This is a genomic window from Metabacillus sp. 113a (assembly GCF_050107635.1).
In the GTDB taxonomy this organism is placed as follows: domain Bacteria; phylum Bacillota; class Bacilli; order Bacillales; family Bacillaceae; genus Metabacillus_B.
In genome coordinates, this window is sequence record NZ_JBNILJ010000003.1 from 203,191 (window position 1) to 221,108 (window position 17,918).

General features: G+C 44.4%; 15 protein-coding genes. 4 read left to right on the forward strand and 11 right to left on the reverse strand.

Annotated elements, in window-relative coordinates:
* Positions 1–3: 3 nt before the first annotated feature.
* The 3 genes from ACQCVE_RS07240 to sppA all read right to left on the reverse strand — a co-directional run bounded on the left by ACQCVE_RS07240 (position 4) and on the right by sppA (position 2,304).
* Positions 4–699 (reverse strand): DUF2953 domain-containing protein, encoded by a 696-nt coding sequence (locus tag ACQCVE_RS07240; protein ID WP_426843548.1) that lies wholly within the window; start codon positions 697–699, stop codon positions 4–6.
* Between the two features lie 98 nt (positions 700–797).
* The gene (locus ACQCVE_RS07245; protein WP_426843547.1) at positions 798–1,292 is read right to left on the reverse strand and encodes an RDD family protein; all 495 of its coding nucleotides are present in this window, start codon (positions 1,290–1,292) and stop codon (positions 798–800) included.
* Positions 1,293–1,308: 16 nt separating this feature from the next.
* A complete protein-coding gene (gene sppA / locus ACQCVE_RS07250; protein WP_426843546.1) occupies positions 1,309–2,304 on the reverse strand; it encodes a signal peptide peptidase SppA in 996 nt (331 codons plus the stop codon).
* Positions 2,305–2,584: 280 nt separating this feature from the next.
* Here sppA and ACQCVE_RS07255 point away from each other — a divergent pair, with 280 nt between their 5' ends.
* On the forward strand, positions 2,585–3,385 hold the full coding sequence (locus ACQCVE_RS07255) for an NAD kinase (RefSeq protein WP_426843545.1): 801 nt from the start codon (positions 2,585–2,587) through the stop codon (positions 3,383–3,385).
* An 80-nt stretch (positions 3,386–3,465) separates the two neighbouring features.
* Here ACQCVE_RS07255 and ACQCVE_RS07260 read toward each other — a convergent pair whose 3' ends face one another.
* From ACQCVE_RS07260 to ACQCVE_RS07280, 5 genes are all read right to left on the reverse strand, one after another.
* Positions 3,466–5,061: an amidohydrolase gene (locus ACQCVE_RS07260; protein WP_426862256.1), complete on the reverse strand. Its 1,596-nt coding sequence runs from the start codon at positions 5,059–5,061 to the stop codon at positions 3,466–3,468.
* Positions 5,062–5,347: 286 nt separating this feature from the next.
* A complete protein-coding gene (gene mbcS, locus ACQCVE_RS07265) occupies positions 5,348–6,925 on the reverse strand; it encodes an acyl-CoA synthetase MbcS (RefSeq protein WP_426843801.1) in 1,578 nt (525 codons plus the stop codon).
* Positions 6,926–7,283: 358 nt separating this feature from the next.
* Complete coding sequence (locus ACQCVE_RS07270; protein ID WP_123918434.1) at positions 7,284–7,493, reverse strand: alpha/beta-type small acid-soluble spore protein; 210 nt, start codon at positions 7,491–7,493, stop codon at positions 7,284–7,286.
* Between the two features lie 89 nt (positions 7,494–7,582).
* Entirely contained in the window at positions 7,583–8,791 is a 1,209-nt protein-coding gene (gene thiI / locus ACQCVE_RS07275; protein WP_426843543.1) for a tRNA uracil 4-sulfurtransferase ThiI, read from the reverse strand.
* A 3-nt stretch (positions 8,792–8,794) separates the two neighbouring features.
* Positions 8,795–9,940, reverse strand: a complete 1,146-nt coding sequence (locus ACQCVE_RS07280) for a cysteine desulfurase family protein (RefSeq protein WP_426862258.1) — start codon at positions 9,938–9,940, stop codon at positions 8,795–8,797.
* A 202-nt stretch (positions 9,941–10,142) separates the two neighbouring features.
* Here ACQCVE_RS07280 and brnQ point away from each other — a divergent pair, with 202 nt between their 5' ends.
* A complete protein-coding gene (gene brnQ / locus ACQCVE_RS07285) occupies positions 10,143–11,492 on the forward strand; it encodes a branched-chain amino acid transport system II carrier protein (RefSeq protein WP_426862260.1) in 1,350 nt (449 codons plus the stop codon).
* Between the two features lie 287 nt (positions 11,493–11,779).
* On the opposite strand, the gene ezrA is transcribed toward brnQ, so the two are convergent.
* Positions 11,780–13,489 (reverse strand): septation ring formation regulator EzrA, encoded by a 1,710-nt coding sequence (gene ezrA, locus ACQCVE_RS07290; protein WP_426862262.1) that lies wholly within the window; start codon positions 13,487–13,489, stop codon positions 11,780–11,782.
* Positions 13,490–13,821: 332 nt separating this feature from the next.
* Here ezrA and hisJ point away from each other — a divergent pair, with 332 nt between their 5' ends.
* A complete protein-coding gene (gene hisJ / locus ACQCVE_RS07295) occupies positions 13,822–14,628 on the forward strand; it encodes a histidinol-phosphatase HisJ (protein WP_426862264.1) in 807 nt (268 codons plus the stop codon).
* Here hisJ and refZ read toward each other — a convergent pair.
* Entirely contained in the window at positions 14,618–15,229 is a 612-nt protein-coding gene (refZ, locus tag ACQCVE_RS07300) for a forespore capture DNA-binding protein RefZ (protein WP_426843799.1), read from the reverse strand. The two genes, hisJ and refZ, sit on opposite strands and share 11 nt — an antisense overlap.
* Positions 15,230–15,383: 154 nt before the next feature.
* Here refZ and ACQCVE_RS07305 point away from each other — a divergent pair, with 154 nt between their 5' ends.
* Positions 15,384–15,863, forward strand: coding sequence for a GAF domain-containing protein (locus ACQCVE_RS07305; RefSeq protein WP_426843539.1), 480 nt, complete (start codon positions 15,384–15,386; stop codon positions 15,861–15,863).
* 170 nt (positions 15,864–16,033) lie between these two features.
* Here the strand turns inward: ACQCVE_RS07305 and ACQCVE_RS07310 are convergent, their stop codons facing one another.
* The gene (locus tag ACQCVE_RS07310; RefSeq protein WP_426843538.1) at positions 16,034–17,854 is read right to left on the reverse strand and encodes a diguanylate cyclase domain-containing protein; all 1,821 of its coding nucleotides are present in this window, start codon (positions 17,852–17,854) and stop codon (positions 16,034–16,036) included.
* Positions 17,855–17,918: the final 64 nt, after the last annotated feature.

The window sequence follows — 17,918 nt, forward strand, 5'->3', positions numbered from 1 at the left end:
CCCCTATGCACTTTTATTTTGCTGCCCAAACAGTTTCGATAAAGGTTTATTGGTAAAGTGCGTCTTACCGCCTTTCCAATATTTAACGAAACGCAATCCTCCGATAATAGCATGTCCGAGCCTGAACCGGAACATACATACAACCATCGTATCAAGGCATAAACCTTGAAAAACAGGTACAACAGACAGTACAGGAGACGTATTGAGCTTCATAAAATTTTCTGCTGCACCGCACACCAGCCCTTTTAACGTCCAAACCATCCCTGCAGCCGATCCAGTCGAAGCCGCATCACCTGTTCCGAACCTTGAATGCCATTCCAGGGTGGTGATTTCGATATGCTTTAGAAATTTAGTAATGATTGAATGAAGCCCAATAATGTGCTCCGTCAGTTCCTTAAAATCCTTGAGACCTGCTTTCACATCATTTTCCGTTATCTTTTCCTCTTTAGCCTTACCGCTGTTTTCATCTTTTCCGGTACTTTTTTCTTTTACCGCATCGACACTCAAATCACTGACATTGAACTTGATCACAGGTATTTTGTATGTATAACGAAGAACTCCAAACCAGGCCCTGAACGAAATTTTCAGCTCATCGTTCCTTGCTATCCGGCGGTACTCAAATGTTATGGACAGCCTGGTAAATAACAAGAGTACAAAGATTGCAGACAAAAGCATCAGCATCCCGTAAAGCCAAGACATATCATACCGCCCCTTTCAGCATTCCATTATCGCCTAATTTCCGTTCCTGTAAACAAGTCAAAAAAAAACTGCTTCCCGTGAAGGAAGCAGCAATCGAATTACTTATTTCGATAGATATTTTCGTGAATGACAGATGTATCGGCAAATAAATCATGCAGTGCTTGTTTTTTTGGCGTAAAGCCCGCAACTAAATACCCAAGCCAAATGGTCTTGCTGATGTATCGCCCAACCAGCTCTCTAAATAGAATGGTTCCCCATGAGAGAGGCTTTTCTTCTTTAAAAGAGACCACACGGATACCAAAAATCATTTTCCCAAGCGTCTGGCTGAAAAATTTCGTCATCAGCACAAAGTAGGCGAAGAACACGAGAAGCTCCAACAGGGGCTGGGGAGAAAACATGGTCCTTCCCCCATCCGTACCTGTGAAAACGAAAATCGGATTAATTAAAATTGCGTTGATTCCGGCTACTGCCGCGAGATCTGTCAAATAGGCCCATAGACGAATCCAAAACCCTCCATATACCGGTTCTGCCCGTACAGATTCAGAAGGCTGGACAGAGGGGCGGGCTGCCGTATCATCGAACGTTGTGTCCACTAAAGCTTCCTCCCTTTTATTCTGAATACATGTACATTAAACGGCTGTTGGCCGGCTTGGAGAACAGTTCATACAGTCCAAGCATTTCATACTCGTCGCTGAATACTTTTTTAGCACCCAATGATAAAAGTGCGTCAAATCCTGTGCTCTGTTTGTATTCAAAAACTTGTGCACCTGCCAGCTTGTGTTCTTTTTTAAGAGCTGCGATGGTTTCATCCATATATCCGAGTTCATCAACCAGGTTGTTTTCTTTCGCCTGGCGCCCGTCATAAATGCGTCCGTCGGCAATTTTCTCTACTTCCTGCCTGCTCATTCCGCGGCCGTTCGCAATCACGTCAACAAAGCCTCCATAAGCATTATCCACCATTCCCTGAAGAATCGCGCGTTCTTCGTCCGTCATTTCACGGGATGGGGACATAATGTCTTTATAAGGACCGCTTTTGATTGTTTCAAACTTTACACCGTAATCCTTAGCCAGCTCGCTGTAATTGACCCCCTGCATGATCACGCCAAGTGATCCGGTCAGTGTATCTGGCGCGGCAAAGATTTTATCGGCAGCGGTAGCAATGTAGTAGCCTCCTGAAGCAGCTGTTGTACCCATTGAAACATATACCGGTTTTTTCGTTTTTTCCTTTAACGTCATAATATGCTTATGTATTTCCGCACTTTCGACTACTCCGCCACCGGGTGAATTAACATTTAAAATTACCCCTTTAACTGAGTCGTCATTTTGAACGGCTTCAATTTTTTTTAGAAATTCACTATGATTGTATCCGGAGCTTTGGAAGAAAGAGGATGCTTCACCTGTATCCTGAATGACCCCATTAACTTCCAATACAGCAATCCGTTTCTCAGCTGATCCATCTGCCAGAACCTCTTCTGAGAATTCAGATTCATTTTCCGAAAATACATCAAGTGCTGTGCTTTGAATTGCTGTGATCGTGCTGAATATAGCAGAAACAAAAACCAGAACAAGGGCAATCCCAAGTGCTGCCCACCTTTTGCCATTCATTTCATATCCTCCTTGATTTAGGGCTTCGCTGCAACTGTCCGATGCTTACCGCTTCCCGCCCGCTTTAGGGAAACGGCACGACCCGCTGTCCTGCATTCTGCTTCCATTAACATCGGGTGAAGTCATAACCAAGCCTTATTTAAACGATGTACTTTGAATTTATTATCCCCGAAAAAGCAGGCATTCCTGAAAGGATAAATGGTAAAATAAACAACATAACACATTGTATCACAATTTTATCCGCTAAGGATATCATTTCCATTTTGAAGGAGGATGTACGATGACAAATCGCCGCAATGTATTTTTTTATTATCGAAACACAGCCCAGCTTGAGGAAAAAGTAAATTCACTGACCGGTCTTGCTGAACAATACGGATTTACAATCGTACCTCATTTCGAAGAGGCAAACATTATTGTCAGTCTCGGAGGAGACGGCACATTCCTTCAAGCAGTGAGAAAAACGAATTTCAGAGATGATTGTCTTTACGTAGGAATCAGCACGAAAGGTTCTGCAAGCATCTACTGCGATTTTGTGCTGGATGATACAGAAAAGATTATTGAAGCCATTACGACAGAACAGATTGAGGTCCGGAAATATCCGGTCATTGATGTGAAAATAGATGAAGCGGCATCTTTTAAATGTTTAAATGAGTGTACAGTCCGGTCAGGAATTATTAAGACCTTCGTAATTGATGTCCATGTTGATGATCTCCATTTTGAAACCTTCCGTGGAGACGGCATGATTATCTCAACCCCTACAGGCAGTACAGCCTACAGCAAATCAGTAAACGGAGCGGTCATCGACCCCCTGCTCCCATGTTTTCAAGTAAGTGAGCTTGCTTCTTTAAACAACAACCGCTACCGTACACTCGGCTCTTCCTTTGTATTAAGCGGCAGCAGAAAACTGACGCTCGAGATTGCCCAGGATGGAAACGACTACCCTGTAATCGGGGTTGACAATGAAGCGCTAGGCATTCGCAATGTTAAGCAGATTGAAATTACCTTAAGCCCGTCCATCATCAAAACAGTTAAACTGAAGGACAACTCTTTTTGGGAAAAAGTAAAGCGCAGTTTTTTATAAACCGGCTCTAAGCATTTATAGCGGAAAGAAAATGCTCCTGATTAGCACGTTTTCTTTCCGCTTTCAAATTTGAACAGAAATTATAGAAGCTGAAATACCACCTTCCCTTCCGCAACCGTCATCACTACCTTCGTATCCAGCAGCTGATCCGGGTCTTCCAATGAGAATGGATTTCGAGCAAGAATGGTGAAGTCTGCATCATACCCAGGAAGAATCTTCCCTCTTTCATGCTCTCTATGAATTGCATAAGCGCTTCCTTCTGTATACAGTTTGATAGCCTCAAACATCGTGAGTGCTTCACTCATAAAATATCCGGGTTCAGATGGAGTATGAATGCTTTTTCTCGTAACTGCTGCATGAATGCCAAGCAATGGGTCTACTGGCTCAATGGGAGCATCGGACCCTCCCGCGCATCGTATGCCCTTGTCAATCAGTGTTTTCCAGGCAAACGAGTAAGCAAGCCGGTCAGCCCCGAGCTTTTCAATAATCCATGGGAAGTCACTCGCCGTAAATCCAGGCTGGATGTCGAGTATTACCGGCAATTTTTGAAGCCGCTCAATTAAATCAGGCCGGAGAATCTGAGCATGAATAAAACGGTCTCTTTGGCCCACTTTTGCAGGAGGATTTTCTTCGGCAGCAATTAGAGCCATTTCACATGCCTGATCACCGATGACATGAATGGCAACTTCTCTTCCGAAGCTTCGTGCCTTTTTGAAATATTCGTTTAACTCCTCCTGTGAATGAACAGCTACACCGTAAGTATCCGGGTCATCTAAATAAGGTTCACTTAAAAGGGCTGTTTTCCCTCCCAGAGAGCCGTCTGCAAAGACTTTCATAGCCCCATATTCGACGAGCCGGCTATTCTTTACAGGATTTTGTTCAAACTCATCTATGACGAGATGATGGATAAGCAAATGAGCTTTAAATGGCCGTTCATCAGTCAATACAGTTTGATAGGCCTCGATGGGGAGCTGAAGAGATCCATAATAAGATAGATCCTCTGAGTGTCCTCCCGTCAGACCTTTTTCAAAGCAATCTGCAACTGCTTTGCGCAAAGCTTTTTCCAAGTACTCTTTTGATACAGGTGGAATTGTATCAAAAAGAACAATGTCCTGTGCCCTGTCCATAAGCATTCCGTTAAGAGTACCGTCTTCATTTCTTCCGATGATTCCTCCGGGAGGAGCTATCGTATCTTCCTGAATACCCGCCAATTCCAGTGCTGCCGAGTTGGCGAGGATCGCGTGACGGCAGATTCGTTTGAGCACGATAGGGTGATGTTCAGAGAGTTCATCCAGTACCGTACGGTCAAACATTTTCCCCTCCTTCAGCTGATTCTCATTCCAGCCCTCCCCAATGATCCACTCGCCCGGCGGAGTTTCAGATATTTCCCTGTAAAGCGCTTCCTTAATTGCAGCATGGCTGTCCATGGAAGAAAAATCCAATCTCATGAGCTTTTCTCCATGCCCAATTAAATGCATATGACTATCAGTGAATCCAGGCAAAACCGTTTTTCCTTGAAGATTGATATCCTCTTTAATGGAAGAAGAAAATTTCATGCGAAGCTCCTTTTCCTCCCCTGCTGCAATAATTTTATTCCCCTCTGTAAATATGGCCTCAACTGTTTCGTTCTCGGCCGCCATTGTATACGTCTTCCCGCCATGCCAAAGTGTACCCATATCTTACCCTCCATTGCATAACTTTCTATTCAAATACCGAAATTCTAGCACATTCCAAAAACATAATTTAAACATGGAGAATGGGCTTTCCATTGTACCCATTCTGATTTTACTATAAGCTGCTCAGCAAACAGCTGGTCGGGCCGCGAACATCTTCCTCCCTTCACGTCGAGGACGGAACTGCTTTTAGTCGGCGGCAAATTCTCGGTTCACAAAGAAACCCCCAGCATACCGGGGGGTTCATTCCACTATTTTCTTAGCATATACACAACCGATTCTAAGCTAATCAGACACTTTGGCTGCTGAATTCTTTTTGCCTCAGTTCCACTCTTCTTATTTTCCCTGAGGCCGTTTTTGGCAAATCCTCTGTAAATTCTATTTTTCGGGGGTATTTGTAAGGCGCAGTCAGCTTCTTCACATGCTCCTGCAGCACTTTTACGAGTTCCGGATCCTGTTTATCTGCCCCCTCTTTCAAAACCACGTAGGCCTTAACAATGCAGCCCCTTATTTCATCCGGACTGGAGACGACTGCACATTCCCTTACTAAAGGGTGTTTAATAAGGGCATCCTCAACTTCAAAGGGGCCGATTGTATAGCCTGAACTGATGATGATATCATCAGAACGTCCCTCAAACCAGAAGTAACCGTCTTCATCCATTCTCGCACGATCTCCGGTGACATAATAATCTCCCCTGAATTGCATAGCTGTCCGCTCAGGATCTTTAAAGTATTCTTTAAATAACGCAGGAGTGGAACGATGAACGGCGATATCACCTACCTCTCCAGGTTTGCAGAGTTCCGCCTGATCATTAATAATGGCAACCTTATTTCCAGGCGTCGGCTTTCCCATTGACCCAGGCCTGATGTTCATCTCTTTTGTTACCCCGACCAGAAGCGTGTTTTCGGTTTGGCCATACCCGTCCCGCACATCAATCCCGAAATGCTTCCGGAATGTTTCAATGACTTCCCTGTTTAAAGGTTCACCAGCTGAAACAGCACTATGCAGCTGAGAAAGATTATACCGGTTCAAATTTTGATCTTTAGCCATCAGCCTGTATTCAGTGGGAGTACAGCACAGTACATTGATTTGCTGGTCTTGAAGAAGCTGAAGATATTTGCCGGGTTCAAATTTTCCGTGATAGATAAAACCTGTGGCTCCCATTCCCAAAACAGATAAAAAAGGACTCCAAATCCACTTTTGCCAGCCCGGACCTGCGGTTGCCCATACCCTGTCTTCCCTTTTAATGGACAGCCAGCCGGCTGCGGCTGTGCGAAGGTGGGCATATGCCCATCCATGTGTATGTATCACTCCTTTTGGGTTCCCTGTTGTTCCAGACGTATAGGATAAAAAGGCGGTGCTGCTGCTTTTAGTATCTGCAAAGCTGAGTTCTCCTGTCTGGCGGTTCATCTCTTCTTTCAGGGAACGCCATCCTTCCTTCGATTCCCCAATCACCCATTTAAGAAGCGAATCCGCTTCCTCCACCTCATTGGTTTGCTCGGTAAACTGGTCGTAGCAAATCATTCCTTTGACTTCACCATGAGTAATCCGGTAGCGAAGATCCTTCGGCCTAAGCAGTTCTGAGCTTGGAATAACGACGATACCTGCTTTGAGAGCTCCCATGTATACAGCGTAGGCTTCAAGAATTCTTGGTGTCATAATCAAAAGCTTGTCTCCCTGTCGGAGCCCCGCTTCAATTAGAGCGCTCCCAACCCTGTTGGCATCCTCTATCAGCTCTTTATAGGTAAGCTCTTTATGTGTCACCCCATTTTCCCAAATCAAAGCTGGTTTTCCAACGTCCGCGTTTTGTTCTATTTCCTGTACAAGATTATACTTGTCCGGTGCAAGCAAGCTCTCGCGATTCATCATGATCCCCTCCTGTTATTCCCTCTCTTTAAGTATACTAAATATTTTTAAAGTTTTGAATAATATTCAGTCCAGCTAAACAGGGTAAGCATGCAAGCCGTCATTACCTGCTAAACGGCTGGTCTTACATTATTTTACTTAGCTGGGTTTCCGCTGCAGGGTACGCTTATCCAATGGAGGACGCCGAGCTTCCTCAGCGCACTCACCTGCGTGGTTTCACCTGTCCGGCAGAAATTTGCCCGGAGACCCACTTCAAAATGTATAACAAAACCAGATCCTCTTTAACCTGGCATTTCTTAAAGAAAGGTAAATTAAAAAGGAACAGGGTTTCCCCTGCTCCTGTAGCCATAAAATATGATTATTTTTGGTATCCGCTCATGTTTGACTGAGCGTAAGAAACTAGACGCTTAGTGATCTCTCCACCTACAGATCCGTTAGCGCGAGCAGTAGTTTCTGGTCCAAGGTTTACTCCGAATTCAGAAGCGATTTCGTATTTCATTTGGTCGATCGCTTGTTGAGCACCTGGAACTACTAGTTGGTTAGAGCTGCTTTGTCTGCTTTGTGCCATGTGTTCTCACCTCCTTGTGAATATAGAGTGTGTAAAAACACATGGCTTCATGCCTGAGATTCTACTGGTAATTGTTTCTAAATCAGTGATTACAATAGACTGGATGAATGAAGATTTTCATCCGGGTGCGCAGGTTTAAAAACAATCGTTTCTGTCTTTGCGACAGCTGATTGAATAAGCTCATCAAAATCTACAAAGCTTTCATATCTGTCTGCTTTTTCAAGCTTTGGCCTCGTTTTCGGTGCAGCAGGAGTAAATATCGTGCAGCAATCCTCATAAGGCCTGATAGATATATCATGGGTTCCTATTTCTTTTGCTGTTTTAATGATTTCCGGTTTGTCAAAGGATACGAGGGGTCTTATTACCGGCGTCGTTGTCACAGCGTTGATTGCAAACAGGCTCTCAAGAGTCTGGCTTGCAACCTGGCCAAGACTCTCCCCTGTTACAATCGCCAGTGCACTGTTTTGGATTCGGAGAAGATCTGTTATCCGGAGCATCATTCTTCTAGTAGAGGTCATGGTATAGTTTTCCGGCACCTGCTGCTGAATTTGCTCCTGAATTTCAGTAAACGGAACGATATGGAGCTTCATGCTTCCTCCGTATACTGTAAGCTGTTCCACCAAATCGACGACCTTCTGCTTTGCCCTCTCACTCGTATATGGAGGACTGAAAAAATGTACAGCTTCCAGTTCTACCCCCTTTTTCATCGCCATATATGCGGCAACAGGACTGTCCAGACCTCCTGAAAGCATGAGCATTGCACGGCCGCTTATTCCGACTGGCAACCCACCCGGACCAAAGCGGTTCTGGAACATAATATACGTTCCCTCACTGCGAACCTCTACTTTAATTTCATGATCGGGCTTGCGTACATTTACCGTCAGTCCTTCTGTATTGGTCAGAACATGCCCTCCCAGTATGCCGTTTAATTGATCGGCTGGAATTGGGAACGTCTTATCCGCTCTTCTTGCGCTGATTTTAAATGTATCTCCAGGCTGGAATACGGTTCTGATTGCTTCAAGTACGGTTTCTTTAATCGACTCCTCATTGCTGTTACATTTTGCAGCAAGGCTGAACGAATGAATTCCGAACACTTTCTCAAGCTTTATGGAAACTTCGCTGTGGGATTCGCCGTTAAGCTGGATATAAATCCGGTCACGGTTAGATTGAAAGCGCAGGTTGGAGTGGGCTTTCAACACTTCTTTCATATTTCTTCTCAGTCTTTCAACAAATCGGCTGCGGTTTTTTCCTTTAGTGGAAATTTCTCCGAACCGCACGAGTATATGATCAAATTCCATTGTTTACCCCTTTATTTTTAGAATATGCTGAATGGATTCCTGTAAATTTTCATAGAGAGGATGGATTATGGATCGGTCTGATTGCATATCCAGACTGATCCTGACCCCGCTCACCGCTTCCTCTCTGGATTTCCCCATCGCGGTCAGCGTCTGGCTTGGTGCACTTTTCTTCGAAGAACAGGCTGAGGTAGTCGAAACGTAAATTTCTTTTAATTCAAGCCTGTGAACTAAAACTTCTGATTTTATTCCGGGTACTGAAAAATGAATGATATGGGGAGCTGATTGAGACTCCGGAGTGTTCATTACCACTCCGTCTATTTCCTTTAGCCGCTTGATTAATTCCTGTTTGGTTTCATACAGTCTCACATGGTGCTCAGAATAGTCGATAAATGACATTCTTAATGCTTTTGCAGCAGCTGCAATTCCTGCTACGCTTTCCGTGCCGGACCGCAGATGGCTCTCCTGCTCCCCGCCAGATAAAATCGGCATGAGGTGCGCACCTTTTCTTCTATATAATATACCAGTTCCCTTAAGTCCCCTAAATTTATGAGGTGACATGGAACAGAGATCAATGCCGGGATGGGAGAGAGGCAACGGTACTTTTGCTGCTCCCTGAACATGATCTGTATGAAAGGACACATTCGGAAAATGCTGCAAAATATCTGCCAGCTCTTCGATTGGCTGAATCGTACCAATTTCATTATTTACGTGCATGATGGAGACAAGAATAGTATCTTCGCGCAGTTCCTTCTTCATGCTTTCAGCAGAAACTCTTCCATTTTCGTCAACAGGGAGAATGGTGAGCTCGAATCCAAATTCTTTCTCAAGCTGCAAGCATGCTTCCATAACCGAAGGATGCTCGATCGCCGAAGTAATAATATGATTTCCTTTATATCTCTTATAAAAGGCTGTTCCTTTAATCGCCAGGTTATTGGCTTCCGTACCGCCGGAAGTAAAAATAATTTCCTCTTCTTTTACTTCTAACAGCCCAGCCGTTTGTTTACGTGCCTGCCTTAAAAGATTCTCGGCATCACTGCCCAGTTTATGCAGGGAAGAAGGATTCCCGAAATAATTCCTGGTAGTTTGGATATATGAATCCAGAACCTCTGGATAGGGCAATGTAGTGGCACTATTGTCTAAATAAAGCATTCTCATTCCTCCAAAAGCAGTTCAATGCACACATCGTAATATATTACCATATTGAATGGAATAATGAAATGGAGGAAACTTTCCGTTGACTGCGCTAATTTTTTGAATATAATTAAAATTAAAATAGTTGAACAATTCGACAATTTTCCTATTGCTGTGTTACGATCTTACGGTATATATTGTCGGATTCAGGAGGTTTATGATGAAACAAGGGTTGTCAAAAAAAGAAACGTTTGTTGTTGGTCTTATGCTATTCGCCCTATTCTTTGGAGGAGGAAATATGATTTTCCCTCCATCTTTAGGACAAGCTGCCGGCACAAGCGTCTGGCTTGCCATTGCTGGATTCCTCGTAACCGGAGTAGGGCTTCCTCTCCTCGGAGTCATTGCCATTGGGCTTACAGGGACAGATGTTCAGTCGCTCGGAAGCCGGATTCACCCAATTTTCGGAGTGATTTTTACAGTTGTTCTTTACTTAGCCATTGGTCCGCTATTCGGAATTCCGAGAACAGGAACGGTCGCTTATGAAATCGGTGTTACTCCTTTTCTTCCAGAGGGAGCGGCGAAAAATGGAATTTCTCTTTTGATCTACACAATCGGATTTTTCGGAATCACTTATTGGCTTTCCCTTAATCCAAGCAGGCTTGTAGACCGGATCGGAAAGCTATTGACCCCCGCCCTGCTTATCATTCTTGCTTTGCTTGCTATAAAGACCATCGCTACTCCGATGGGAGTGCCTCAAGCTCCGCAGGCGGATTTTCAAGAGGGAACATTCTTTAAGGGATTTCTTGAAGGATATTTGACGATGGATACTCTTGCCGCTCTTGTTTTCGGGATTGTTGTCATCAATGCTGTGAAAGCAAAGGGGATCACCAGCGGAAAATCCATCGCGAAGGTTTGCATTCAGGCAGGATTGATTGCAGCAGCAGGATTGGCTCTGGTGTATCTGGCTCTTGGGTATTTAGGAGCTACGAGCGTAGATGCGATCGGCTATAAGGATAATGGAGGTCTGATTCTGTCCTCTTCTGCAAATGTGTTATTCGGTTCCCTAGGGAACATCGTACTGAGTCTAGCCATATCATTTGCCTGCTTAACAACAAGTGTCGGCCTTGTTTCAGCTTGCGGACAATACTTTTCGAAAATTCTGCCAGCCATTCCTTATAAATGGATCATATTGGCACTTACCGTCTTTTCAGCGGTGATCGCAAACTTTGGCCTCACGCAGCTGATTACTTTTTCTGTGCCGCTGCTCACAGCCATCTACCCGCTGGCCATCGTTTTGATTCTGCTTTCGTTCGTAGATCGAATCTTTAACCGTGCTCCCGAGGTTTATGCTCTCAGCCTTGCTTTTACAGGCATTGTTAGTGTTATGGACGGCCTTAAAGCTGGAGGAATCCCTCTCGGTGAGACTGGTGAATTTTTCAATGAATTTCTTCCGCTTTTCCCTGAAGGAATCGGATGGCTTGTTCCGGCTATCGCCGGAGCACTGATTGGTTATGCAATTGCCCTATTCAGACGCCCGCATCTGAAAGCAAAAGTTAAGGGCAGTCATTGAACGTTATGATTAGGGACGGTAAACCGGCAAAGTGCGCTGGCGTAAAACAGGAGAGCAGTAAATTCGTTAGGTATACTCATTCCTTCCGCTGGCGGCTAAGTGAAAAAGGGGGGCAGTTCATCAAGTGTCACGCTCACACCCCTTTTAAATTTGGTTTGTTCCCGTTGATTTCTATTTTTGCCCGCTGGCGGTGTGCTTCACCCCCTGATTATTATTTTCACAAAGAAACCCACGGTATGCATCGGGCTGCATGAGAAAAAGGACCGCTCTGTGAGCGGTCCTTTTTCTTATTTATTTTTAAGTTCTTCCAAATCTTCCTCGACTAGAGACCCAATTTTTTCAAAGGAACCTGGTTCCACTGTTTCAATGGCCGTCGCAGCTTTTTTCAGGGAGCTTTCGTACTCATAATGCCGGAACAGCTTCTCTGCTTCACTCAGCTCTCTTGACAGGTTTTCATCGCGGCTTCTAAAGCGGTTCCCGTACTGGATGATTTTTTCTACATAGTAGACCTGCTCAATCATATCCTCCGTTTGCTCGCGGACCTTCGCAGAGGCAGAAACGGCATCTTCAAGCAGAACGTTAACGGCTACCATGTCAAGCGGAAGCTCATTTAGTTTTTCGGACACTTGCGACACAGATCGCTTCGCATCTGAAAGGAGCTCTGTGTAAACAGCAGGCAGTCCGGGAATATTGCTTTTACTGACAAGTCTTGCCGCTTCACTTAGAAGCGTTCTAGCCTCACTGAGCTGTTCCCTTGCTGTCAGCTCTTCCTTGCGGAGGGCATGAAGCATCTCTCTGTATTCAGCATGTTCAGCTTTCACATCAGACATTTGCTTTTCCAGTTCAATGAGCTCATCTTTCAGGAGGGAATAAGCGATTTTTTCATTCGCCATTTTATCCTGGATATGAGTGTATCGTTTCTGGAGAGAACTGATCTGTTTATCGATATGGCGCAGTCGGGACGTTTCTTCTTCGCTTAGATGATAGCTTAGCTTTACAGCATCCGTTTCTTCTTTGGAGATCAGTTTTTCGGCAAGAAGCTCCTGCAAAGCACTCTCTGTTTTTAATGTTTCTGCCAGAACGTAGTGGTGGGCATGCACTTCTTTTTCCAGCAGATCATACATCGTTTCAATGGATTCATGGATTTCCTGAAGGCTTTCATGAATTCCTTCCGTTTCAAGAAGGCTGATTTTCTCTTGAAACAGGGAAAGCGAGCCGGAAATGCGCTCGGTTTCGCTTTGTATCTGAATGTGGCCGAGAAAATATCCTTGAGAGGCCATTTCTTCGTATCCGTCTTTTATTTCAGAAAGCTGATTCGGAATAACTGTCTGACAGTCGGACAGAAGCGCAGGAATCACTTCAATCTGAGCGCATAATTGCTCCAGAACTGCCGTCTGTTTCGTTAATATTTCTCTGGCAGCGAGATAGTTGCCGGACTCTGTTTCAGATTCGAAAAGTTTAAGGGCTTCATAGACTTCATACAGCGCTGTTTCCAGTTTAGCATGTGCGTTGCCAAAAGTATGGCTGTGTGCAAGCAGCGTCTTCTTCGCCTTTTTGAACTTCTCCCTCACCTCTTCTATTTCACTGCTGTTTCTTTCTTCACTTGTGACAAGCTCATAGATTTCCTCAATAATCTGTTCAATATTCTGCTCGGCGGCATCGAGCATCCGCTCAATATGCTTCAGCACCTCTTTGGATTTTTTAAACCGGTATTTGTCTGCATGATCTTCAGCATCAAATAGCAGCTCTTCCACTTCAGGGAGCTGGGAGGTGATGATCTCATCCCATTCCTGTCTCCATTTCTCAAAGAGTTCCTCTGCCTGGCCAGTCATTTTTAATTCTTTCACTCTCGCCATCTCATCGGCGAGCGAACGATTCATAATTTCAATTTTTCTGGCTTCAAGCCGGTCTACTTCCCGGTATATATTTTTTCTAATAAAATAACCGGCTGCAAAAAAAAGAACGAGCACAGCCAGTAAACCAATAACGACTTCCATAATGGGCCCCCCTGCTGTATATAAGAAAAAGCACAAGCGCAATATTTAGCCCGGTGAGCTGCTTGCGGCTTACAGCGTTTTGTTTTCAGTCTGCTTTGCCGGAAAGGCGTGCTGCCGGCAATCATTGATCCAGCGTAATAGATCTGTTTCTTCTATTCGATAACCGCGGACAGAATTCGTGCTGCCTGCCGGTTTTGCACATTATATGTAAAGCAAGCGCTAAAATTATGTTATTTCAATGTTTTTATGATACCATGTTAACGATATTTTTTGACCAATTTTTTTAATTTTTTACATCCTATTACCTGCTTTGCGCGAAGGAGGAAATAAAATTGAAGAAAATTGACGGCCATGTACATACTCCCTTTTGCCCTCATGGCTCCTCTGATGCCCTTCATGAGTATGCAGAAAGGGCCATCAGGCTTGGCTTCACAGAGCTTACGTTTACAGAGCACGCCCCTCTCCCCGCCGGATTTACAGACCCGGTTCCGGACAAGGACAGCTCGTTGCCGCTGACTCGGATAGAGCAGTATATCCATGACGTTCAAGAGGTCAAAAAGGAATACTCAAAGGATTTAATGATTAAGCTTGGGTTTGAAGTAGATTATATTGAAGGATTCGAAGCAGCTACAGCCAGTTTTCTGGATGAATACGGGGAAGTGATGGATGATGGAATTCTTTCCGTTCATTTTCTTCTGCACCGTTCCTCTTATTACTGTCTGGATTACAGCGAGGAAGGGTTTGCTGAGCTTTCCCGACTGACAGGCTCTCCAGAAAAAACGTACGAGCTCTATTACAAGACGGTCGAACGCTCCATACTGGCAGACCTTGGAAAATACAAGCCGAAAAGGATCGGGCATATTACCCTTGCTCATAAATTCAAAAAACTTTTCCCTGCTCCGGAGTGGGATTTCATGACGGTGAGCCGGCTGCTTGAATTGGTCAGAAAAGCCGGCTATGAATTGGACTATAATACGGCAGGCCTTAGGAAAACCAATTGCCGGGTTCCTTATCCATACGAAAAGGCAGCTGTTTTAGCACGGGAAATGGGAATTCCCCTCGTATATGGATCAGATGCGCACATTGCATCTGATACTGGAGCGGATTATGAAACATATGAAGAAATGGTTATAAAATAGCCTGTACTTTCGGTGTGAGCATAAAAGCGAGCCAATTTTCAAGCTCATGAAAATATTGTTTCACAAAGTAATTTTCATGCGGCTGCAAATAGAGGACTTCAGCAATATACTGCGGCTGCAAGAACGGCATTGTCAGCATCGCTTTCAGCTGGACGATAAAATGCCCCACTGGGATTTTATTTAAGCTGCTGTCCGCTATTCCCTCTTCTAAAAGGGTGGCCAGCAAAAACTTTTCTTTCACCATATACGTACTCATTACCTCCCGGATCAGGGTTGTATCCAGGGTGATTTCCCGATACACAAATCGCGTCAATTGACGTCTTTCCTGCTGGTAGTTTAAAATATCAAATACTAAACGGGTAAGCCGTACGATTGGACTTTTGTCCATATCAGCGAGGATGGCAGCTTCCATAACCTGAAGGTACCCTTCATAAAACCGGGAAACAAGGTGTTCCATCAGGCCTGTCTTCCCATTGAAATAATAGGAGATATGAGCGACGTTAACGTTCGCTTTTTTAGCAATGGCCCTGACGGAAGTTCCAGTGAAGCCATTTGTATTAAACAGAGCAATTGCAGACTGGATAATCTTCTCCCTGGTCATGTTTACGTTTTCCTGTTTCACACGGCTCACCCCTTAGTATATTCTTGATACATCATTCCATAGAGGGAACAGGAATCCTTTATCATATTCTCGACAAAATTCTGTCAGGAAGAAGCCTGGATTCATATAATAGATAGAAAGAAGGAGATCATTCATGTTTCATGTCGAAAAATATTCGAATAACTCGAAAGAAAATTATGAATTAGTGATTAAGCAGCTCCAAGCATTGCTTGAAGATGAGCACGATCAGATTGCCAACCTATCGAATGCATCAGCTCTGCTAAACCAGTTTCTTGAAGATGTAAATTGGGTTGGGTTCTATTTAATGAAAGAGGGAGAGCTGGTGTTAGGGCCTTTCCAGGGCCTCCCAGCCTGTGTGCGCATTCCTTCCGGCAAAGGAGTATGCGGAACAGCCGCTGCCACCGGGAAAACACAGCTTGTTGAAGACGTTCATCAATTTCCTGGACACATTGCCTGTGATGGCGCTACGAACTCTGAAATTGTCATCCCTCTTGTTAAGAATGGTCAAGTCTTTGGTGTTCTTGACATAGACAGCCCATCATTCAAGAGATTTAACGAAACGGATAAAGAGTACCTGGAAAAATTTGCAGAAGCTCTGCTTCCTTTTCTTTAAGTTCTGTTAACTTTGGCTGCTGATTGCAGCTAACGGGGGTCCGCTTTCCGCTCCAATCAGCGGGTGGAAAATCAAAACCGTGCTTTCCCCCCTACTCATACCAGCCATCATGATGTTCGGCTTTACTCCAATGCACGAAAAAGCGTCCGGCACCTATGCCGGACGCTTTTTCATAGTGGCTGGACCACAACTTGATCCTTTCCATTGCTTTTCGCCTCATACAAAGCACGATCCGCTCTTAGAAAAAGCCTTTTAGGGGTGTCTTCTCCCTCCGCCTCCCAGACGGATACACCGCAGGAAATAGTCACAGTAGGTGCAGTTACGTTTTTTACTCTTTCTACAAGACGGCTTGCAACTGCAATTCCCGCTTCCAAGTCGACCTGCGGAAGGTAGATGGCAAGCTCTTCTCCGCCCCATCTGGCTCCCACATCATTCTCCCGGATGCTGCTTTTGATAATACCGCCTACCTGGATGAGGACTTCATCTCCAACCTGATGGCCATATGTATCATTAATATTTTTAAAATTATCAATATCAATTAACAAAAATACGCCGTTTCTTTCCTCTTTCATCGACTGCCGGATCCGCTCATTTAAATAGTTCCTTGAAAACAGCTTCGTTAAATTATCTGTTTTTACAAGCGCCTCAAGCTCCTCCCGCAGCATCGAATTGGTCAGAGCAAGGGCTGAATGATGGATAAGAGACTGCAGCAGCTTAAATGTTTCGAACGTGAATTGGTATGGAACTGAATGCAGGGCGATGGCAAAGCCTTTTATCTGCTCATTTTCCATCATTGGCACGGCCATAAGGCATTTAAATAAACCGGAAACGGTCTCCGTTCCAAGGCTCCCGATAAAGATGCCCTCTTTCTCATTTTCGATTCTTGAAAGCACTAAGCTGACGTAAGGTTCAGCCTCTTCTGTGATAAAAAAACCGGTGCTCCCCGGCAAAAGCTGATAGTTTCCGGAGGAGTCCCTGTAAAAAAAACCGGCTTCCATTGCATTAAATGAGCGGATAATCCGATTAGAAAGGTATTTCATCGTATCCTTGAGCGGGAGATTTTTATTAAGCTGATGGGAGGTTTCATTAATAAGCCGCAAGTCATCAATTAATTTGCGGGACTGCTGATAAAGCTGTGCGTTTTCCATTGCATTTCCTGCAGCATTCGCAAGCATCATAATGAACGTAACCTCTGACTCTTTAATAGGAGCAGCTTTTCCTGATATAACCTCCAGAACGCCGTAAACCCCCTGGCGCCCCTTCAGCGGGATATACACGTGCAGCTGTCCGGCTGCCGTTCTGTCCATTTTTAAGGTCCCAGTCAGAAAAGCCTCCATAGCACTGTCAGCCGACCCTTTTTCATCGAAATACAAGTCTTTTGTAGGAAGATCCAGCTTACTGTCATTATCGTGAGATAGAAACAAATAAAATATGTTTTCCGTATACATATTTTGAAGAGACTCAATTAGCTTAACGAGAACCTGATCTTTATCCATGGATGAATGGAACCGCTCCGTCATTTCATATAGATGGGAATGTTTTCTTGAATTTAAGGCGCTTAATTCTGCTTCTCTGCAATAGAATAAAAATTCGAAGCAGGCATTGCTTAAGTCCGGCAGCCAGGTTTTATCCATTGCAGCCGCGTCCAGAATTTCAAGAATAGAAAACCATTCATTAGAAGGGGCTCCAAGAAGCAGCCTGCATTGATTTGCCTTTTCTGAAAAACCATTTGCAAACAGCTCTTCTTTCACCTCAGGCAGGGAAGAATCTCTTATTTGCTGAGGGGCAGTGCTTGCCGTATAATACGGCAGCAGAGGATCGCTGGCAGAATAGTAGCAGGATATAGAAACCTTCCCTGCCCTGAATAATTCCTTGAGCTCAGAAGCCAGCCACTGCGCTGCCTTCTCAAGAGATTGGTCTGGTCTTTCAGTATATAAATAAGCAAAAAATCGGCCGTTTAGCGAGGTTAAGATGCTGTTTGTTTGTTGCATGCACGGACCACCCATTAAGTTCCAAATTAAGTAAATTTTATAGATTTATTATATCATAAAACCT